Origin of the sequence: Janthinobacterium algoris (assembly GCF_051380935.1) — a bacterium.
GTDB lineage: Bacteria > Pseudomonadota > Gammaproteobacteria > Burkholderiales > Burkholderiaceae_D > Janthinobacterium.
The window spans coordinates 224,574-243,300 of sequence record NZ_JBNYXZ010000004.1 but is presented as its reverse complement, the minus strand read 5'-3'; the positions used below and the strand labels follow the sequence as shown (position 1 = coordinate 243,300).

23 protein-coding genes are annotated in these 18,727 nt (G+C 62.2%); 2 read left to right on the top strand and 21 right to left on the bottom strand.

The annotated features are described in order from the left end of the window. Positions 1–12: 12 nt before the first annotated feature. The 4 genes from ACQ4W7_RS07980 to flgB are packed head-to-tail and all read right to left on the bottom strand — an operon-like array spanning position 13 to position 2,694. The gene (locus ACQ4W7_RS07980) at positions 13–1,191 is read right to left on the bottom strand and encodes a flagellar hook protein FlgE (protein ID WP_426072958.1); all 1,179 of its coding nucleotides are present in this window, start codon (positions 1,189–1,191) and stop codon (positions 13–15) included. 58 nt (positions 1,192–1,249) lie between these two features. Then, positions 1,250–1,903: a flagellar hook capping FlgD N-terminal domain-containing protein gene (locus tag ACQ4W7_RS07975; RefSeq protein ID WP_426072957.1), complete on the bottom strand. Its 654-nt coding sequence runs from the start codon at positions 1,901–1,903 to the stop codon at positions 1,250–1,252. Between the two features lie 3 nt (positions 1,904–1,906). Continuing rightward, positions 1,907–2,323, bottom strand: a complete 417-nt coding sequence (flgC, locus tag ACQ4W7_RS07970; protein WP_034757795.1) for a flagellar basal body rod protein FlgC — start codon at positions 2,321–2,323, stop codon at positions 1,907–1,909. Between the two features lie 8 nt (positions 2,324–2,331). Then, positions 2,332–2,694: a flagellar basal body rod protein FlgB gene (gene flgB, locus ACQ4W7_RS07965; RefSeq protein WP_034758109.1), complete on the bottom strand. Its 363-nt coding sequence runs from the start codon at positions 2,692–2,694 to the stop codon at positions 2,332–2,334. A gap of 281 nt (positions 2,695–2,975) precedes the next feature. Here flgB and flgA point away from each other — a divergent pair, with 281 nt between their 5' ends. Beyond that, complete coding sequence (gene flgA, locus ACQ4W7_RS07960; RefSeq protein WP_426073143.1) at positions 2,976–3,596, top strand: flagellar basal body P-ring formation chaperone FlgA; 621 nt, start codon at positions 2,976–2,978, stop codon at positions 3,594–3,596. A gap of 6 nt (positions 3,597–3,602) precedes the next feature. Here the strand turns inward: flgA and ACQ4W7_RS07955 are convergent, their stop codons facing one another. From ACQ4W7_RS07955 to fliE, 17 genes are all read right to left on the bottom strand, one after another. Beyond that, positions 3,603–4,355 carry a glycoside hydrolase family 73 protein gene (locus tag ACQ4W7_RS07955; protein WP_426072956.1) on the bottom strand — a complete coding sequence of 251 codons (753 nt, stop codon included), beginning with the start codon at positions 4,353–4,355 and terminating at the stop codon, positions 3,603–3,605. Next, positions 4,342–4,782: a flagellar export chaperone FlgN gene (flgN, locus tag ACQ4W7_RS07950; protein ID WP_436529643.1), complete on the bottom strand. Its 441-nt coding sequence runs from the start codon at positions 4,780–4,782 to the stop codon at positions 4,342–4,344. Before flgN ends, ACQ4W7_RS07955 begins: the two co-directional genes overlap by 14 nt. Then, complete coding sequence (gene flgM, locus ACQ4W7_RS07945; protein ID WP_436529641.1) at positions 4,779–5,069, bottom strand: flagellar biosynthesis anti-sigma factor FlgM; 291 nt, start codon at positions 5,067–5,069, stop codon at positions 4,779–4,781. The genes flgN and flgM overlap by 4 nt, the downstream gene beginning before the upstream one ends. Before the next feature lie 16 nt (positions 5,070–5,085). Beyond that, positions 5,086–6,147, bottom strand: a complete 1,062-nt coding sequence (locus ACQ4W7_RS07940; protein ID WP_426072953.1) for a flagellar motor protein MotB — start codon at positions 6,145–6,147, stop codon at positions 5,086–5,088. After that, complete coding sequence (motA, locus tag ACQ4W7_RS07935; RefSeq protein WP_034757817.1) at positions 6,074–6,988, bottom strand: flagellar motor stator protein MotA; 915 nt, start codon at positions 6,986–6,988, stop codon at positions 6,074–6,076. Before motA ends, ACQ4W7_RS07940 begins: the two co-directional genes overlap by 74 nt. A gap of 80 nt (positions 6,989–7,068) precedes the next feature. Continuing rightward, on the bottom strand, positions 7,069–7,812 hold the full coding sequence (locus ACQ4W7_RS07930; protein WP_436529638.1) for a FliA/WhiG family RNA polymerase sigma factor: 744 nt from the start codon (positions 7,810–7,812) through the stop codon (positions 7,069–7,071). A gap of 33 nt (positions 7,813–7,845) precedes the next feature. After that, the gene (locus tag ACQ4W7_RS07925; protein WP_426072951.1) at positions 7,846–8,310 is read right to left on the bottom strand and encodes a flagellar basal body-associated FliL family protein; all 465 of its coding nucleotides are present in this window, start codon (positions 8,308–8,310) and stop codon (positions 7,846–7,848) included. A gap of 11 nt (positions 8,311–8,321) precedes the next feature. Next, positions 8,322–9,461 carry a flagellar hook-length control protein FliK gene (locus ACQ4W7_RS07920; protein ID WP_436529636.1) on the bottom strand — a complete coding sequence of 380 codons (1,140 nt, stop codon included), beginning with the start codon at positions 9,459–9,461 and terminating at the stop codon, positions 8,322–8,324. Continuing rightward, entirely contained in the window at positions 9,458–9,775 is a 318-nt protein-coding gene (locus tag ACQ4W7_RS07915; protein WP_436529634.1) for a hypothetical protein, read from the bottom strand. The genes ACQ4W7_RS07920 and ACQ4W7_RS07915 overlap by 4 nt, the downstream gene beginning before the upstream one ends. Further along, positions 9,768–10,157, bottom strand: a complete 390-nt coding sequence (gene fliS, locus ACQ4W7_RS07910; protein ID WP_034757830.1) for a flagellar export chaperone FliS — start codon at positions 10,155–10,157, stop codon at positions 9,768–9,770. The genes ACQ4W7_RS07915 and fliS overlap by 8 nt, the downstream gene beginning before the upstream one ends. Before the next feature lie 50 nt (positions 10,158–10,207). After that, positions 10,208–11,620, bottom strand: coding sequence for a flagellar filament capping protein FliD (gene fliD, locus ACQ4W7_RS07905; protein WP_426072948.1), 1,413 nt, complete (start codon positions 11,618–11,620; stop codon positions 10,208–10,210). Between the two features lie 89 nt (positions 11,621–11,709). Beyond that, positions 11,710–12,147 carry a flagellar export protein FliJ gene (locus tag ACQ4W7_RS07900; protein ID WP_426072947.1) on the bottom strand — a complete coding sequence of 146 codons (438 nt, stop codon included), beginning with the start codon at positions 12,145–12,147 and terminating at the stop codon, positions 11,710–11,712. Between the two features lie 8 nt (positions 12,148–12,155). After that, a complete protein-coding gene (gene fliI, locus ACQ4W7_RS07895; RefSeq protein ID WP_426072946.1) occupies positions 12,156–13,466 on the bottom strand; it encodes a flagellar protein export ATPase FliI in 1,311 nt (436 codons plus the stop codon). Further along, entirely contained in the window at positions 13,463–14,152 is a 690-nt protein-coding gene (gene fliH, locus ACQ4W7_RS07890) for a flagellar assembly protein FliH (protein ID WP_436529631.1), read from the bottom strand. The genes fliI and fliH overlap by 4 nt, the downstream gene beginning before the upstream one ends. After that, positions 14,149–15,189 (bottom strand): flagellar motor switch protein FliG, encoded by a 1,041-nt coding sequence (locus tag ACQ4W7_RS07885; RefSeq protein ID WP_426072944.1) that lies wholly within the window; start codon positions 15,187–15,189, stop codon positions 14,149–14,151. Before ACQ4W7_RS07885 ends, fliH begins: the two co-directional genes overlap by 4 nt. Beyond that, complete coding sequence (gene fliF / locus ACQ4W7_RS07880) at positions 15,167–16,897, bottom strand: flagellar basal-body MS-ring/collar protein FliF (RefSeq protein ID WP_436529629.1); 1,731 nt, start codon at positions 16,895–16,897, stop codon at positions 15,167–15,169. The genes ACQ4W7_RS07885 and fliF overlap by 23 nt, the downstream gene beginning before the upstream one ends. 60 nt (positions 16,898–16,957) lie before the next feature. Next, positions 16,958–17,296, bottom strand: coding sequence for a flagellar hook-basal body complex protein FliE (fliE, locus tag ACQ4W7_RS07875; protein WP_034757853.1), 339 nt, complete (start codon positions 17,294–17,296; stop codon positions 16,958–16,960). Positions 17,297–17,847: 551 nt separating this feature from the next. Between fliE and ACQ4W7_RS07870 the strand changes: the two genes are divergently transcribed. Then, positions 17,848–18,726 carry a FliM/FliN family flagellar motor switch protein gene (locus tag ACQ4W7_RS07870; protein ID WP_426072942.1) on the top strand — a complete coding sequence of 293 codons (879 nt, stop codon included), beginning with the start codon at positions 17,848–17,850 and terminating at the stop codon, positions 18,724–18,726. Position 18,727 lies beyond the last annotated feature (1 nt).

Genomic DNA, 18,727 nt, shown 5'->3' with positions numbered 1-18,727 from the left:
GCGTATCGTGGATTACAGCGCTTGCATCAGCGATTGCAGCATGGCGTTCTCGGTCGAGATCACCTTCGAGTTCGCCTGGTAGTTACGCTGCGACGTCATCAGGCCCACCAGTTCGGAGGTGATGTCGACGTTCGACTGTTCCAGCGAGCTCGTCACCAGTTTGCCGGCCATGCCGACGCCTGGACGGTCGTACATGGCGGTGCCGGAGGTGGTCGAGGCGACCCAGCTGGTATCGTTGACGGCCGTCAACGCGCCTTCGTCGGGGAAGGTAGCCAGGGCGATCACGCCGATGCTTTGCTTCTGGCCGTTCGTGTATTTCGCCACGACGGAGCCGTCATCGGCCAGTTCCACGCCCGTGTAAGTGCCCGAGGCATAGCCGTCGGCGCGGTCGGTCGAGGTGGTCGCTTCGCCGGCAAACTGGGTGGTGCCCGTGTAATCGATGGCGATCGACAGCGCCGCCGCACCGGCCGGCGTCGGCAGCACTGGCGTGGCAGACGTGCCGGTCACCAGTTTGCCATTCGTGTCGAAGGTCATGCTCGTCACCGGCGTCACATCGGCGTTGTCGAAGGTGTAATGCACGTCCACGCCCGTTGCCGTCTTGACGAAGTACTGGCCCAGCGAGTGTTTGGCGCCCAGCGAATCGTAGACGATCGAGGACTTGGCGCTGTTGTAGCTCAGCTCATTGGTCTTGCTGAAGACCGGGGTTTTGATAGTCCATTCGGACGACAGGTTGGCCGCATATGCCAATTTGGTCGACGCTACGGCGGGAATCTGACCCGTCGGAATGAGCATGTCGCCCATGGTGCCCAGGGTGGTGCTGCCTTTGACCGCGGCATAGCCCTGTACCAGGCGGCCGTTCGAATCGATCAGCTTGCCGTCGCTGCTGGCCGAGAAGATGCCGACGCGGCTGTAGCTCATGGTGTTTTGCGCATCGCGCGCGACGAAATAGCCGCGGCCGTCGATGGCTGCGTCGAGCGCGCGGCCCGTGTTCAGCACGCCGCCATTGAGCGACATGCTTTGCGTGATCGAACCGATTTCCGTCCCCGTGGCGCGCGAACCGGCATACATGGCCGAGAAGTTGGCGCGGCTGCTCTTGAAGCCGTAGGTGCCGGCATTGGCGATATTGTTACTGGTGCTGTTCAACTGTTGGTTGATGGACTGGATGCCGGACAGGGCGATGTCGAAACTCATGTTGACTTCCTTTAGTGAAGGACGAGATTAGTGTTCAGGAAACGAAGGGGCGAGCGGATCAGGCCGTTTTGCCGTTAAAGCCGGTGATCGCGCCAGGGTTGACTTCGCCCAGGTTCGACACGCTCAGTATCATGCTGCCGCCGGACGACAGGCGCACGCTGTTGAGCTTGCCTGCGATGTCGACCGTCGGTTTTTCAGTGCCGCTGGTGCTGACCTTCATGCTATAGGTGCCAGCAGGCAAGCCCAAGGCCACGGGATCGATGGTGAATGGCACCGTGCCGGCCGCCTTGGCGCCCAGTTCGATCTTGTATTCCTTGTCGTCCAGCCCTTTCAGGGTGACGGTGGTCTTGGTGGTGCTGGCGGCCAGCGCGATGCTGCCGCTGACCTTGCTCTTGTCGAGCTGGACCGTTTCGCTGTTGACCATCACTTCGGAGCCCACTTGCGCGCCCAGGGCCAGCACTTGCATCGATTGCAGCACGCTGGCATTGGCGCTGGTCAGCGCCGACAGGTTTTGCATCGCTTCCGTCTGCGCCTGCTGCGTCAATTGATTGACGAACTGGCTTGGATCGGTCGGCGCGAGGGGATCCTGGTTCTTGATCTGCGCGACCAGCAATTTGGTGAACATGTCCTGGGTGGCATTGCTCTGCGACTTGACGGCATTGTTGCCGCTGTTGCTGCCGCTGGTGTTATTTGTAAAGAGATTGGTTTCCATGGATTATGCTTCACCTAATTTGAGGAGCGATTGCTGCATCGACTTGATGCGGCCCAGAACTTCGACATTGGTTTCAAAGGCGCGTGAAGCCGACATCATGTCGGTCATCTCGGCTACCTGGTTGACGTTGGGATAGAACACCATGCCATCGGCGTTGGCCATCGGGTGGCCCGGTTCATACACCTTGCGCAGCGGTTCATCGCTTTGCACCACGTCGAGCACCTGTACTCTTCCACCGGCGCCGCTGGCACCGGGGCCGTCCATCACGGCCGCAAACACGGGTTTGCGCGCGCGATAGGTTTCGCCTTCGGAACCGGCAACGGAATCGGCATTGGCCAGGTTGCTGGCGATGGTATTGAGGCGCACGGTTTGCGCCGCCATCGCCGAACCGGCGATCTTGGAAATATCCTGGAAGCTCATGCTGATCCTTATTGGCCGGAAATGGCCTTGGACAGACCCTTCAGTTTCATGTTAACGAAAGTGAGGCTGGTCTGGAAGTCGGTGGCATTCTGCGAGAACGCCGCCTGCTCGACGCCGATTTCGACGGTATTGCCGTCGCGGCTGGGGTGGTAGGGTACGCGGTACAGGGCGCTGGCATCGTCATCGGTCGACAGCAGGCCGGCCTCGTTGTCCTGCAACTGCTGCAGGGCGCTGCCGAAATCCATGTCCATGGCCTGGAAGCCGGGCGTATTTTCATTGGCAATATTGGCCGCCAGCACGCGGGTACGGTCGGCACGCAGCGCGAGTGCATCAGCGTGCACGCCCAGCGCATCCTTGAAATTAATCCCCATGGTCATCCTTTGTATTGAATTCGATCGTGCTTTTTGCGGTTCGGGCCAGAAAATAGGTGGTGCAGAAGTAAAATTCCAGCCTGGTCATGTTGACGCATGGTAAGGTCATGCCGCTTCAGTCTTTTTGATTAAGGTTAGCAATGATTTACTTTGAGAACTATTCCATGATGTGGAACAAGGTGCCATGTCGTCACATACTGCTTCCTGGACTAATTTTACTGACCAGCCTATATAGTAGTGCAGGTCGCGCAGAATTGCCAGCCGACAATATATTTTCGCGTGTGGAACAGTTGGCGCGAGAGCAATTGGCGCAGCAGGCAGGCACGGCAGGATTGCTGGAACCGCAGTTTCAGGTGGCCGTGGTGAAAAGCACGCGCCCCATGCCGGCTTGCGCGGCGCCTGTCGCGCTGGAAACGGCGGACAGCCGTTCGGCGCAGCGCATGCGCTTTGTCGCAGTGTGTCCTGGAAGCAACGGTTGGCGTTACGAAATGTTGGCGCGCGGCAGCATTACGGCTCAGGTCGCCGTCACCAGCGCACCCGTCACGGCGAATACGCCGTTGCAGGCGGGCGACGTGACTCTGGCGCGGCGCGATGTGACGATGGTGCCGGACAGTATTTCTTCCTTGCCCGGCGTCGTCGGACTGTCGAGCCGGCGCAGCTTGCGCGCCGGCGAAGTGCTGCGCCAGGGGCAGCTGGCTGCGCCCATGTTGATCAAGCGGGGCAGTGCGGTGAATATCGTGGCGCGCAAGGAGCAGGTGGAAGTGAGCATGGCCGGTGTAGCGATGGACCCGGGCGCGCTGGGGGAGGTGATTCGCGTGCGCAACGCCGCCAGCGGCACGGTGATACGTGCCAGAGTGGTCGATGCGGGCGTGGTGGAACCGGCCGATATTGCCGGCCGTTAAGGAAAGTCAGTCGGCGGCGGCCGTGCGCTGCAAGCGCGTCGCCAGCTGCGTCAGCTTGGTGGCGTAGTGGGGGTCGGTAGCATAACCGCCGCGCGCCAGGCCTTGCGCGAAGGCGCCCGCGTCGGCACCCGTGTTCAGGGCAGCGCGGTAGCGTGGGTTGTCGAGCAATACCTGGGCATAGTCGCGGAAGGCGCTGGCCTGGTCCGGGTAGCTGCGGAAACGCTCGGTTTTCTTCAGCGCCGTACCGCTGCCCGCCTCGTATTCGGTGGTGACATTGCTGGCCACGTCGCCCTGCCATTTGCCGCCTGCCTTGATGCCGAACAGATTATGCGTGTCCGCGCCCGTGCCCTGGCGCAGCGGACGCTGGCCCCAGCCCGATTCCAGTGCGGCGTGGGCGGCGACAATGTCCGGCGCCACGCCCAGGCGCGCGCCCGTTTCTTCCGTCCACGGCTTGATCGAGGCAAGGAACTGCTGCTGCACTTCGCCGATCTCGCCGCCCCGGTTGATGCTTCCCAGCACATTCACGGGCTGGCTCTGCTCAAGGTAGGCGCGTCCTTGCGGGCTCAGGCTCGTGGCGTTGCCGCCGCCCTGTTCGATGAAGCGCGCCACCTCGCCCTGCACTTGCCGGAACACGCCGCTGAAATTGCCGCTGGAGCTGGTGGCGTCAGTGGCGCGCATATTGCTTTGCACTGCATGCGTTGCCGCCGTCGATGGTGTCGCCGCCGTGGCGCGGGGTGTGGGGAAATCAGCCTGGCGCATACGTATCTTCCTCGCCATGCAGCACGCGCTGCATGATGCTGTACTGCTCTGTTAATAAATCACTGTTGCGGGTATTCAATCGCTTGCATTCCAGCACCATCTGCTCCAGCGCGGCCCAGTCTGCCTCAGCCTTGTTGCGCGCTTCTTCTTGCAACAATGCAAACAACTGCGGCATATCGCCTTGCGGGCCGAAGAGGGCAGTGACCAGGCTGACGCGCTGGCGGCGGCGCGCATCGAGGGGCTCGACGGCGGCGATGACCTGGTCTGCCAGCACCGTCAGCTGCGCGCTCTGGTGGTGCAAGGTGGCCTGAAATTGCTCTTCCAATAATGTTTGCAGGGCGGCGTAGCCGACGCTGTCGTCCGTCATGCCTTGCAGCACGCGGCGTACGGCTTCCTGACGCGTGATGCCCTTGCGCGCTGCGGTCACGATTCACCGCCATGGAAACGCTGGATCAGGCCTGCCAGTTTCGCTGGATCGAATGGCAATTCGCCCTTGGCCAGCGCATCGCGCAGCATGGCCACGCGCTCGTGGTCGATCTCGGGCATGGCGCGCAGGGCGGCCATGGCCGGTTGCAGCACGGCCGATTGCAATTCCGCCCCGGCCGACGAGCCTTGCATGACGCCGGCGGCGCCCGCGTTCTCGGCGATCGCCTCGGCCGGCGCGATGGCGCTGCTGCGTACGGCAGCACCGGTATTGCCGGAGGAGATTTTCATACGTTGTCCCTTGCCCTTAATTTGCATGCTCATCGCGCTCCTTCTTTGCAGGCAGGCCCAGTTTCTCGCGCAGACGTTGCAAAGTGCCCGAGTCCGGTTCGCCCACCTGTAGCTCGTCGCCCTGTGCCTTTTGCCCGGCCATGCCGAACATGGCGGCGATGCTGTCTGCCTGGCCACGCGTCAATATTAACAGTTCGATGCGGCGGTTGATGCCGGCACTGGCATTTTTTACGTCCAGCGGCGCGCGGTCGGCCATGCCCACCACTTGCAGCACGCTTTCGGGATTCATGCTGCCGATCAACAATTGCGCGCGTGCCGACATGGCGCGGTTGGCCGACAGCGTCCAGTTTGAATAGCCTTCATAGCCGTTATTGGCGTATTGCATCGAGTCGGTGTGGCCGACGATCAGCATCTGGTTGTCCATCTGGGCGAAGACAGGCCCCATCTGGCGCAGCAGCTTGCGGAAGCGGTCGGTCGGCACGGCGCTGCCGCGCACGAACATGCCTTGCTTGTCCGTATCGTGCAGCATGACGCGCAAGCCGTACGGCGTGATCACCGACTGCAGATTGCTTTTCAGTCCCGCTTCGTCGCTGAGCTTGTCGAGCGCACGCGACAAGGACATCAAGTCTTCCGGCGACTGGTAGCTGACTTTCGTCTGGTTCTGCGGCGCGGCACCGGCCTTGCCGTCCTGCGTCTGCTTGCCTTCCGTGCGCGTGTCGCCCGTGCCCTTGCGGGGCATGGGGAAACGCTCGATCAGGCTGCCGCGCGGGCCGCCCTTCTGTTCCGGCATGACGCCCTGGCCTTCGCCCTGGCGGCTGCCTGCCGACGCGTCCATCATGATTTCCTTCATCGCCTGCTGCTCGCGCGCGGCCATCAGCCACAGCACGAGGAAGAGCGACAGCAAGGCCAGGCAAAAGTCGGCGAACGCTACTTTCCAGGCGCCGCCATGGCCATCGTCGTCATGCTTGCGACCAGCACGCTTGATGATGGCCTGTTCATGTTTCTCATGCGGCTTTAGCACGGCGGCCTCCCCGGCCTTGGCCTTGCTCTTGTTCGGCGCCGCCATCTTCCAGCGCATTGATCCAGCTTTCCAGCTGGGCGAAGCTCGGCTTGATGTTCAGCTGCACCAGGCGGCGGCCCGCATCGATGGCCAGCAGGGGCGGTTTGCCTGCCACGTGCGTGACCAGCACGACCTTCACGCATTCCATGGTCGAGCCTTCCTCGCCCACCAGCTGTTTCATCATGTTGCACATCGGATCGAGCACGCCGTAGCAAAAGAAGATGCCGATGAAGGTGCCGACCATGGCGGCACCCACTTTTTCCGAAATTTCCGCCGCATCGGCGCCGTCGGCCACGGAATTCATGGCCATCACGATGCCCAGAACGGCCGCCAGAATACCGAAGCCCGGCATGGCTTCGGCGATTTTATGCAGGGACTTCGACGGTTGCAGCAGCTCGTCGTGGATGGCTTCGAGTTCCTGCTCCAGCACGCCTTCGAGTTCATGCGCGTTGATTTTTCCCATCGCCATCAAACGGAAGTTGTCGACGATGAAGGCCAGCAACTTCGGCTCTTCCAGCACCAGCGGATAGCGCTGGAACAGGGCGCTTTCGCGCGGCGCCTCGACGTGCGCGTCGAGCGCCTTCAGGCCGCCGGCGGCCGTTTGCAGCAGTTCATACATCAGCAGCAGCAACTGGCGCTGGAATTCCGAACCTTGCTTTTTGTGCGTAACGATCTTGCGCATCTGGTGCAGCATTTCACCGAGTACATGCTTGGGGTTGCCCAGCACCAGCGCGCCGACGGCGGCGCCGATGATGATGATCAACTCGACCGGTTGCCAGATCGCGTGGACGGTGCCGCCCATCAGGGCGAAGCCTCCGAATACACACCCCATCACGATTAAGATACCGATAATTACCATGTCAACTGCCTTTCTGCGTCATTGTGCTGCGTCAATTTGATGGGTCTTGCTGAAACTATTGCCGAACTACCGCTTAACCTCTATGCGTCTTGCAGCATGGCTTTCATCTTGCCCAGTGCCGTCTTGTTCAGCTGGCAGACGCGGGCGTCGCTCAGGTCTAGCACGGCGGCAATTTCTTTATAGCTCAGTTCGAATTCGTAATACATCTGGATCACGCGCTGCTCGCGTTCGTCGAGCGCGCGCAGCGCCTGTTCCAGGCTGCGCCGCACCATCAATTGCTCTTCCGGGCTCGGTGCGCTGTCGGCCTGCCCCAGGCTTTCCTGCAGCACTTCGTCGAAACTGATGATCAGCTCGGCGTTTTCCGCCAGCTGGTATTCCAAGAAGGCTTCGGGCGTCAGCTTCAGGGCGGCCATGATTTCCGCTTCCAGCGGCTCGCGCCCCAGGCGCCGGGTCAGGGCGCGCACGCTGTCGCGCAGGCGATGGCTTTCCTGGCGCACGGCGCGCGGGCGCCAGTCCTGGCGCCGCAGTTCATCGAGGATCGCGCCACGAATGCGCAGGCTGGCATAGCTGCCAAAAGACTGGTCCGGCACGCCGTAGCGACGCAGCGCTTCGAGCAAGCCCATCAGGCCGATCTGTTCCATGTCGTCGCGGTCGATGGCGCCCGACACTTGCGCATTGAGCTGGCGCACGATGCGCTTCACCAACGGGGCATACGCCACCAGATGCTGTTGCTCTTCAGCAACACTGAGCGCGGCCGCGCAAGCGCTGGCGGCGGCGTATTCTCCGGCGCCATACGCTTCCTGGTATTGCTCTACATAGGCCACGGGATCTCCCACTAGGTCGTCTGGCGTGTTGGCTTATTCAATGATCAGCTTGCCGACCATGACTTCGGTGTAGGGTTTTTCCATCTGCTCACGTTCATAGCTGAGATTGAAGGCCTTGTTGATCTGTTCGGCAAATTGCTCCACCGTCATGGTCTGTGCCTTGTCCATGGGAAAGCTCGACAAGGTACTGACGGCGATCGAGCGCATCAGCGGCAAGTGGTCCTTGGTCAGCTTTTCCTTTTCCTCGGTGGTGGCGATCACCAGGTCGGCCGACAGGTAATGCGTTTCGCCGTCGCCGGGCCCGCGGCGCAGCATCACGATGACCTTGTCCAGCGTGAGGAACTTGCGGGCCTTCTTGCCCGTGGCGGGCGGTGGCGGGGCTTTTGCTTCGGCAACCTCGGCATGGCCGGCGACCGGCTTGGCCAGGTACCACATGGCACCACCAGCCGCACCGGCGGCCAGCACGGCCACGGCGATAAAGCCGGCGATCAGTTTCATTTTCATATTCATCAGGCAGTCTCTCGCTCGTGCATGGCGTAAGTGGTAGCGGCAGTGCTGCCGTCGGACAGGGCTCGGCCCGGCTCGGCATCGTCCTGCTGGCGGCCCGGTTGACGCTGGCCGCGCGCATCGCCTTCGGCAAACGCCTGGGCGGCAGGGCTGCGCGGGGTGGCGCTGATATTCACTGCCACGTCGGTGTACTGACGCTGTGCCAGGTCGCTGCGCATGTTTTCGCCGATGCCTTGCAACTGGCGCAAGACTTCCGAGTTCGACGCCGTGACGTTCACTTGCAGCGCGCCGGCCGTGTGGCGGATGGAAATTTCAATGCGGCCCAACATGGGCGGATCGAGGCGAATCGTCGCGTGTTCGCTGTTGCGGCCGATCTGTGTCTGCAGGCGTTCACCCAGCGCTTCGCGCAGCGGTTCCTGCCATTGCTGGGCCGGGCCGTTGAGTTTGATGGTATCGCCGGCCGGGGCCGCCGTGGCGGTATTGCCGACCGCGCCCGTCAGGCCCAGGTTGGGCGCCGGCGTCGCGGCGCCACGTTCGCCTTCGCGCGTGGCAACGGCCGGGGCGGCGACGGCTGTTGCCGGCGTGCTTTGCTGCAGCAGCGATTCGAAAGGCTGTGCCGGCGCGCTGCCTTTGGCAGCTGTTGCCGGGTTGGCGGCTGCCAGCGGTTCGCGCATGTCGCGTCCTGCCGGTTGCGCCGTTACCTGCGCGGTGAGGGTGATGGCCGCGGGATGCAGGCTGATATTGAGTGCCGGGTTGGCCTGCGCCACATTCGCCTGCATCATTTGTGTCTGTGCTTGCGCCTGCGCGCTGGCGCGTGCCTCCGTTGCTGCCGCGTCCGCCGGTGGCAGCAGCGTCACGGGCAAACCGAGGACGGGGGCGGCCATGGCTGGCAGGCTGCTGTCGGCCTGGCTGTCGCTCTCTTTGGCCGGTTCAGCTATATCGGCATCGGCCGTCGGCTCGCCTGCGCCATCGAGCACCTGCGAAAACAGGGGCAGGGCGGCGGTTACGGCACCATTGGTGGCGGCGGGCACAATGCTGCCATAGCCCGGTGTGCCGGGCAAGGTGGTCGTCTGTGTCGGCGCTGGCGCCGCATTGGCCGTCGGTGCCGGAGCGGCCGGCGCCGTGTTGAAGTTCATGATCATGCTTGATACCCTTCAGTGTCGTATTCGCCGAGCGCGGCGTAGGCGACCCAACCTTCCTTATTTGCCTGTAATGCACCCAGGTGTAAGCCCAGGCGTTCTTTTTCCTCAGAGCAAATTTTAACCGCTTGCGCGTGAATTTTGCGCAATTGCAACAATTCTGTGTGTTCCAGCGCAGTCCATGCGCCCCGTTCAGCCAATAGCGGGATGTTTTTCGCCAGGCTGGCCGAGAGTTTTTCCATCGCATCCCAGTCCGGCTGCGCGATCGCCGCGCTGAATTGCAGGCTCAGCTGCTGCAGCGCAGCGCGCCTAGGCATTGTTGGCCTGGACGCCCACCCAGCCACGCTTGATGGTGGTCATCAAGGTCGTCACTTCATCGATCAGCGTCGGGTCCAGCTTGATGCCGGCCGTGTACAGACGCGCCACGCAGTAGTCGTACAGACGCGCCAGGTTGACCACCACTTCGCCGCCATTGTCGAAATCGAGCGAGCTCGACAGACCGTTGATGATCTGCGTGCATTTATCCAGGCTGATGGCCTTTTGCTCGTAGCGCTTGCCCACGATATGCCCGCGCGCGCGCGCCAGTTCTTCCAGCAGGCCGTCCGTCAGCACCAGCACCAGTTCGACCGGTGTGGCGCGGGCGGTCTGGGAATCCAGGTTGACGGCGTGGTAGCTGCCGTAAGCTTCATTGTTCAACATTATTATCTTCTCGCTATGTTAACTGTGGCGGCGCGACTGGCACGTTCGCCTTAGGTTTTGCTGTTATTAAACATGGCATCGAACATGTCAGAATTCCGGATCATTTGCTCCTGCAATACCTGCAGGCGGGAATACTGGTCCAGGAAGCGGCTGTAAGCAGTGTTGTACTGATTGGTCAGGCGCTCGCTGCTCTTGGCCAGGCTTTTCTGCAACTTGTCCGTCGCTGCCATGCGTTGGGTGATCTGGCCTTTGGTGACATTGCTCCACTGGCCCAGCACCTTGTCCAGGCCACCGAGCACGCCGGCAGGCGCCGACAGGCTGTTATTGCCGAACAGCTTGTCCAAACCGGCAGGGTTGTCCGCCAGCTTGGCCGTCAGCTTGGCGGTATTCAGGCTGATGGTGCCGTCGCGCTGGGCGGTAATGCCATACGCCACCAGCGACACGCCATCGACGTTCAGGCGCAAGGCATCGCCCATGCTGGAGCGCAGCGCGTTCAAGCCAGAGTCGTGGGCAAAGATGCCGGCGGCGATGTTTTTCTGCGGATTGCCGGGGCTGGCCAGGCCATCCATCACGCCTTTCAGCTTGTTGTAGGCATCGACGAAGGCTTGCACATTGGCAATCGTGCCGGCGCTGTCGGTGCCGACGGTCACGGTCATCGGGCTCTCGCCTGCCGTCATGGCCTTGGTGAACGTCATTTTTACATCGGGCACGTTGGTAAACGTATTCGATGCCTGGGTGATCTTGGTGCCAGAACCCTGGGCGCCCAGCCAGACGATGGCATCCTTCGACACCACGAGGTTTTTCATGTCGCTCTGCAGCGCTGTCTGCAACGCCGGATCCGTCACGCTGTTGGTGTCGATCGAAACGGCATTGGCGACGCCGGTGAGGTTCGACGTCAGCACCAGTTGCGCCTGGTTGCCGATATTGATGACGGAAGCCGTGACGCGCGCATTATTCTTGCTGTTGCCATTGATGGCGGCGGCGATTTCCTGCGGCGTCAAGTAGGCGTCGCCATCCTTGTTGGCGGCAGCCAGGTCGATGTCGAAGGCGTTGTCGGCGGTGACAGCGGCCAGCGGGTCGCCGATGCGGATGGTCATGTTGCCGCCGTTGGCGGGCGTGGTGCTGCTCAAGCCGCCATACGAAGTCTGGCTGGCCGTGGCCAGTTGTTCGACAAAGAACGCGTAGCTGCCCGGCGCCGCCTTGATGCCTGCCGTGGCCGTGCCATACGCGGTATTGCTGAAGGTCGCGGACTGGCTTAACACGGATTTGCTGGACGTCATGGTCGTCATCGCCAGCTGGAATGCCGAGATGGCCGATTTCAGGTTGCCCAGCGCGCTGGAGGTGTTGTTGGCAAGCGTGGTCTGAGCCGCCAGAGCCGCCTTTTGCGCCGCGACCGATTTGGTAGCCAGTTGTTCTGCTGTGACGAGTGGATCGTATCGTGGTGCGGTAATTGCGTTTGCCATGCCAGACTCCTGAATAAAGGGATATACCGGTATAAGGCGACCCCCATTCCCGTTTCGTGAAGTTTTCCTGAAAGAAACTTACACAAGCTTCATTTTACCTGCCCGCGGAACCAGAACTGCGTCGCCAGCTCGTCTTGCCGCTTGGCATCGACACGTTGTTGCTCATTTGCAACATGTTTTTGTTTTTGCGTCAGCACCTGGTCCAGCACCTCGCGCTTGGCCCAGGCCGTATTCAGCGCGCGTTGCGAAACGGCCATGTTGGCTTCGTGCAAGTGCAGGTCGGTACGGTGCTGGTCGGCCATCTGCATCACGGCTTGTTTGAAGTTGCCGCAATTGACGGATAGGGCCAGAGGCAGGGCGCCGCTGGGGCCGCTCTCCGTGTACAGGCCCGTCAGGCGCTCCAGGTTTTTCTGATAGCGCTCGCGCACGGCCGTCTGCGCCGCCATTTCGCCTTGCAGGCGTTCCACTTCGGTGCTGCGCAGGCCGACCAGGGTGGTCAGGTTGCGGATGGTATGCGCGTCGCTCACATATGCTCCTAGGCCATGATCTGTTCAAGTTGTTCGATGCACGGTCCCATCGGCGCCTCTTCCTTGGTGCCCTGGCACAGGAAGGCTTCGATGGGCGTGTGCAGCTGGACGGCGCGGTCGGTGATCGGGTCGGCGCCGGGCACGTAGGCGCCCAGCGGGATCAGGTCGCGCACGCGCGCATGGCGCGCCATCGACGCCTTCAGCGCGCGCGCCGCCTGCATGTGCTCAGGCGTAATCACTTGCGCCATGCAGCGGCTGATCGAGGCGGCGATGTCGATGGCGGGGTAGTGACCCCGCTCGGCCAGTTCGCGCGTGAGCACGATGTGCCCGTCGAGAATTGCGCGCGCCGTATCGACCACCGGGTCTTGCTGGTCGTCGCCCTCGGCCAGCACCGTGTAGATGGCGCTCATGCTGCCTTCCGGGTGGGCGCCATTGCCGGCGCTTTCCACCAGTTGCGGCAAGTTCGAAAAGACCGACGGCGGGTAGCCGCGCGTGGCCGGCGGCTCGCCCAGGGCCAGCGCCACTTCGCGCAAGGCCATCGCATAGCGCGTCAGCGAGTCGACCAGCAGCAGCACGTGCTTGCCCTGGTCGCGGTAATGCGCGGCAATAGAATGACACAGTTCGGTGGCCATGATGCGCATCAAGGGCGATTCATCGGCCGGCGCGATCACCAGCACGGCCTTTTTCAAGCCTTCGGCGCCGAGCGACTTTTCGACGAATTCGCGCACTTCGCGGCCCCGTTCGCCGATCAGGCCGACGACGACGACATCGGCCACCGTCTGGCGCGTGATCAGGCCCAGCAGCACGCTCTTGCCCACGCCGGAACCGGCCATCAGGCCCACGCGCTGGCCCTTGCCCAGGGTCAGCATGCTGTTAATCGCCCGCACGCCCACGTCCAGCGGCTCGACCACCGGTTGTTTCTTCAGGGGATTGATTTTTGGCGGCGTGACTTCCAGGATGTGTTCGCCGCCGAGGCGGCCCAGGTCATCGATTGGCTCACCCAGGCCATTCACCATGCGCCCCAGCCACGAGGGGCCGATCTGCAGGCTGGCCTTGTCGGGCAGAGGCAGCACGCGCGCGCCCGTGGTCAGTCCCGTGGCCTTCTTGAACGGCATCAGGTAGGACAGCTTTTCGCGGAAACCGACGACTTGCGCATCGAGCCACTCGCCGCTTACAGTTTCAATTTGACAACGCTGGCCCGTGTGCAGGCGGCAGCCGGCGCTTTCCAGCAGCAAGCCGGACGCGCCGACCAGGCGTCCGGTCGGTGTCGCGACCGGAATATCGCCGATCTCGAAGCTGCGCAGCGTGTCGGCGATCATGCAGGCGCGCCCTGGTCCGCGTGTTCGGCGGCCAGCGCCAGGTGGCTGCTGACTTGTTCCATGCAGGCCGACAAGCGCTGATGGCAGCCCGCGTCGACTTCATTGTCGCCCGCCTTGATGCGGCATTCACCCGCGTCGAGGCGCGCGTCGGCGATCAGGTTCCAGCGCTTGGCGCGCTTCGGATCGAGTTCGCTGATGCGTTTCAATTCTTCCGGATTGAGGAAGACATCGATTTCTTCGCGCGTCGGCGGCATCGAGGCCAGGGTCTCGTCGACCAGGGCCAGCAATTGCACCGGTTGCAGCGCCAGTTCGGCGCGGATCACTTGGCGCGCCACCTTGGCCACCAGGTCGACGACTTCCTTGCGCTGCGCTTCGCGGTAATCGGCGCGTACTTTTTTCAGGTCGCGCAGGATGGCGTCGACGGGGCGTGCCAGGCGGTCCAGCGCCACCAGGGTTTCATTGCGGCCTTCTTCGCGGCCCTGCGCCACGCCATCGCTGCGTCCGGTGTCGTAGCCGTCCTGCTGGCCTTGCACCAGGCCCACTTCGTAGCCGTCGCGCTGGCCCTGCTCGAAACCTTCCGAGACGGATGCCTGCCACTGGCCGTCCGTATCCTCGTTGGAGGCGCGCTGGCCGGCGGCGATGAATTGCGACAGGGGCGGGAAACGATACGAGCGGAAGTGTTTCATTCGATCACCGCTTCAGCAAACAGTTGCACTTCGATCTCGCCCGCATCGGCGAGGCCCTTGACGGTGGCCATGATTTCCTGGCGCGTCTGTTCGATACGGCTCAAAGGCACGGGGCCGGAACGGCGCATCATGTCTTCGAAGCTTTGTGCCTGGCGGCGCGGCATGGTTTTCAGCACGGCGTCGCGGATAGCCGGTTCCGCGCCCTTCAGGGCGATGGCCCACTGTTCCATCGGCACGTCTTCCAGGATGCGTGTGAGCGTAACATCGCTCTGCGTGGACAGGATCAGGAAGTCGTACATGCTCAGTTCGATTTCCGAGACCACGTCCGGGTCGTGCGCGCGCAGCAGTTCAACCAGCGCGGCGCGGTTGCCCGGCATGCGGTTGAGAATCTCGGCAGCCTGGCGGATGCCTTCCACGCTGGTGCTTTGCGTGTCCAGCGTGCCCAGGCAGCGGCCCACCAGTTCGTCGAGCTCGACCAGCAGGTCGCGGTCGATCTCGTCCAGGCGCGCCAGGTTCAGCAAGACCAGGTCGCGGCCTTCGACGGGCAGGGCGTCGAGGATCTGGCCCGCCAGCGCGGGCGGCAAAAAGGCCAGGAACACGGCTTGCATCTGCACATGCTCGTTGACGATGTATTCGGCCAGCCATTTCGGCGAGGCCCACTGCAGGCGCGCCATTTTGGGACGGATGGCGTCGCCGTAAATGTTGTTCAGCACGCTATTTGCGATATCGCTGCCCAGCGCCATGTCCAGCGAGCGCTTCAGGTAGCTGCGCGAGGCGCCGTGCACGCCGCTTTGCTGGCGGTAGTCGTCGAAGAAGGTCTGCATGGCCGTTTTCACGGATTCGACCTTGATGCCGCTCATGCGCGACATCACTTGCGTGACTTCGAGCAATTCTTCGCGCGACAGGCAGCGCAGCACATTGGCGGCCTGTTCTTCGCCTATGCTCAGCAGCACGATGGCAGCCTGTTCCACGGGATTCAGGCTGGCGCTGTCGTATTCGGCGCCGTCGGAGGGATTACTGTTGTTGAGTTCGGCCATTTTTCTGCATCCATTGTTTGACGACTTCGGCGACACGCTCGGGTTCTTTTTCCGCCAGCACTTTCAGATGGTTGACCATTACGTCGACCGCCGAACCTGGTGGTGGCAAGTCATAGTTTTCCAGCAGCGGCACGACCGGCATGTTGCCAGCGCTGGCTTCGCCTTCGAGCGCCAGCGGGCTGCCATTCACGCCCAGCGCAGGCGCGCCGGCGGTCGCCGCGCCATTCGCGCCGGCGGCGCTGCTGCCGCCCAGTGCCAGGGCCGGATCGAGCTGTTTCAGTGCCGGCGGCGCCAGGCGCGTGGTCAGCAGGCGCAGCAGTGGGCGCAGGATCAGGAAGTAGCCGAGCACGGCACCCAGGGCGTACAGCAGCCAGCTGCTGAAATCGACGACGGTGTCACGCTCTTCCCACCACTGCGCCACGGGCGGCTTGGCCGGGAAGGCCAGCGCCGTCAGGCTCAGGCTGTCGCCGCGCTGGGCGTTGATGCCCAGGCCGCTGCTCAGCATTTTTTCAATATTGCCCAGTTCGGCAGAGGTCCAGCCGGTTTTCGGATTCGGTGCGGCGGCGCTGTTGAGGACGACGGCCACACTGAGTTTTTCCAGGCGGCCACGACTGCGCTTGATCTGCGTGATGCTGCGGTCATACGCGTACTGGCGCGTGGTGGCGTTCTTGCGGGCCGTGCCATCGTCGGACGGTTTCGGTGCGCCATCGGCCGGCGCGGCGCCAGCGGCGTCGGCCGGTGCCGGCACGGCCGCTGCTGGCGGCCGGTTCGACAGGCTGCCGGGAATGCCGGCCACGGTGCGGTTGCGTTCCTGCTCTTCGCGCATCGCTTCGCTGGTCACTTTCGGGGCTTCGCCGTATTTTTCCAGCGTTTCGTCCACCCGGTCGTTGTTCACGGCGGCCGTTACGCTGAGCTTGAAGTTGTCTTCGCCGATGACGGGTCCCAGCAAGCCCGTCACGTTGCGGCGGATTTCATCCTGGAAACGTTTCGCGCCTTCATTGCCGGCGGCCGAGGCGTCGAAGCCGTCCGTCAGGTCAACGTGCGAAGACAGTAGGTTGCCGCCCTGGTCGACCAGGCTCACGCGCGTAGGCGCCAGACTGGCGACGCTGCCGGCCACCATGTTGATGACGGCGGCGATCTGTTCCGGCGCCAGGGTGCGGCCCGGTTTCAGCGCCACCACCACGGAGGCCGACGATTTGTCGCCGTCGCTGGCGACAAACGAGGTCGACTTGGCAATCGACAGATGGACGCGCGCCGAAGCGATCGCGTCCATCGTCATGATGCTTTGCGCCAACTCGCCTTCCAGGCCGCGGCGGAAGCGCACGTCCTGCACGAATTGCGATACGCCCAGCGGGTCATTCTTGTCCATCAGTTCCAGGCCGGCCGGCAGCTGCGCCGTCACGCCTTTCGAGGCGAGCAGCATGCGCACCTTGCCCAGCATGGCGTCGGGCACCAGCACTTGGCCGCTGTCCGGATGCAAACGGTAGGGAATGTGTTCGGCGTCCAGGGTGGCCATCATGTCCGTCACGGCCACTTTTTCGCGCGCGCCAAACACCGGCTTGTAGTTGGCCTGGTCGCGCCAGGCATACATGGTCACCATGGCGGTGATGCCGATGGCCAACACGACGATGGGAACCAGGTTTTTCAGCAGGGCGGGCGGAATGGCGGGCTGGGCACCAAGGCGCCAGCGCGCAAATGCGGACTTCATGGGGGTAATCACTTGGGGTAACTTTCGCTGGGAGGCTGGGCGTGGATCAGGACGTGAAGATTACAGAGGCAGTTTGATGAGCTCATCGACGGCGCCCATGACCTTGTTGCGCACTTGCATCAACATGGAGAAGGACAGGCTTGCTTCCTGGCTAGCCAGCATGGCGCCGACCATGTCGTCACTCTTGCCACTGTCGACGTCGCTCATTTTCTGCGCCGCCAGGCGGTCGTCACCATTGACCTTGCCGATGGCGTCTTTCATGCTTTGCGCAAAGGAAAAACCGGATTGTTCCGGCGCGCCGAACTGGGCGGCGGGCGCGATGCTGGCGCCCAGGGCGCGCGCGTCATTGCTCAGTGCTGCCAGATCGGCCTTGATCAGACCTGCGAGTTCATTGCTCATCTTGCCCTCTACTTTCAATATGCGGTGACGTATCAATCAGAATTACTGGTGTTGCCAATCCGGCAGTAGTGCATGTGACTGCCATCCTGCCAGGCCCGATCCGCAGGGCACATCAGTTTTATCAGTTGCCACTCCATCCGCTCAAGCAGACTCAAATAAACTCAGCTAACCCACGCCGACATGATTTACATAGCCATGACAACTAATATTTATCTGATAAAAGTTTCTGCTGGTGGCAATATAAAGGACTGAAAACTGCCATAAAAACCGGAATCAGGTAAGCGGAATGGCGCACTGCAAATCACTATTTTGTCACCGTAAGCTTACCTGCAGGCAACTATAAAGTAAAGAGAGGATTGCCTCAAGGAATATTGATACATGGCAATATTCAGCTTTTTCATGTATTGTTCAGCACCGTAGTCATCTAGGATGCGATACGATGCGCAATCGTTTGCTTGCGGACCTGTCGGCAAGGCCAAGATGATGCTGTATTTAATTTCGGGCGATCCGTATAATTTGTTCTGCCACCGCAATACCGACATGACCACTACATGACAATCATTACCAAGACAGATCAAACTGTGCGCCATCAAGTCCTCGATTCCTGTCTGCTTGGACGTCCTGTCCATTTGCTGCATGTATTCGGCGCCCAGCTGCGCGACGACCTGGCCGTGGCCCTGCGCCAGCCGATGAGCCGTCGCTACTGGGGTAATTTCCAGATCGATGGCGTGACTTTGTCGCGCGTGGAAAACGAGGACAGCGTAAATCGCTGGCTGAGTTTTTCCACGCCGGCCGGCCAGACGGGTTTTACGCTCGAACGGCAGATACTCTTGAGCGTACTGAACTATCGCTACGGTAGTGCCGGCGCCAAGGGTGTGCTGCCCGATCCGGCGCAGGTGCGCGTGACGGCCACGGAAGAGCGTCTCGCTGTGGTGTTGGGACAACAGTTAGTGAGCAGTTTGTTCTCCCGCATCCACAAGAACCTGCAAACGCTGGGCAAAAGCAGCGACATCGACACCAGTGCCGAGGTCGCCGTGCAGTCCGGCGTGCACCCGCCGCGCGGCAGCTGGATCGTCAGCGTGGCGCTCAGCGACGTCGAGGCCGGGCAGAGCGGCCATTTCTGGTTCTCGCTGGACAAGCGCCTGATGGCCGACGTGCTGCGCGGCTTGCTGCCCGAGCGCGCGCAGGCGAAGAAAGCCTTGCGTGGCAGCGTGCGCCCGCTCGCTTCGCGCCTGCAAGTGACCCTGGAAGGCCGGCTCGTCAGCAAGCAGGTGCAGCTGGGCGCCTTGTTCGACCTGCGCGTGGGTGACGTGATTCCCGTCAGCCTGAGCCGCACCGACGTCATGCTGGACGACTCCCGTTTATTTACCGCGGCTGTTTCCGAACACAAGGGCAAGCTCTGTTTAACCTCATTTGAAGATGTCGAATAAT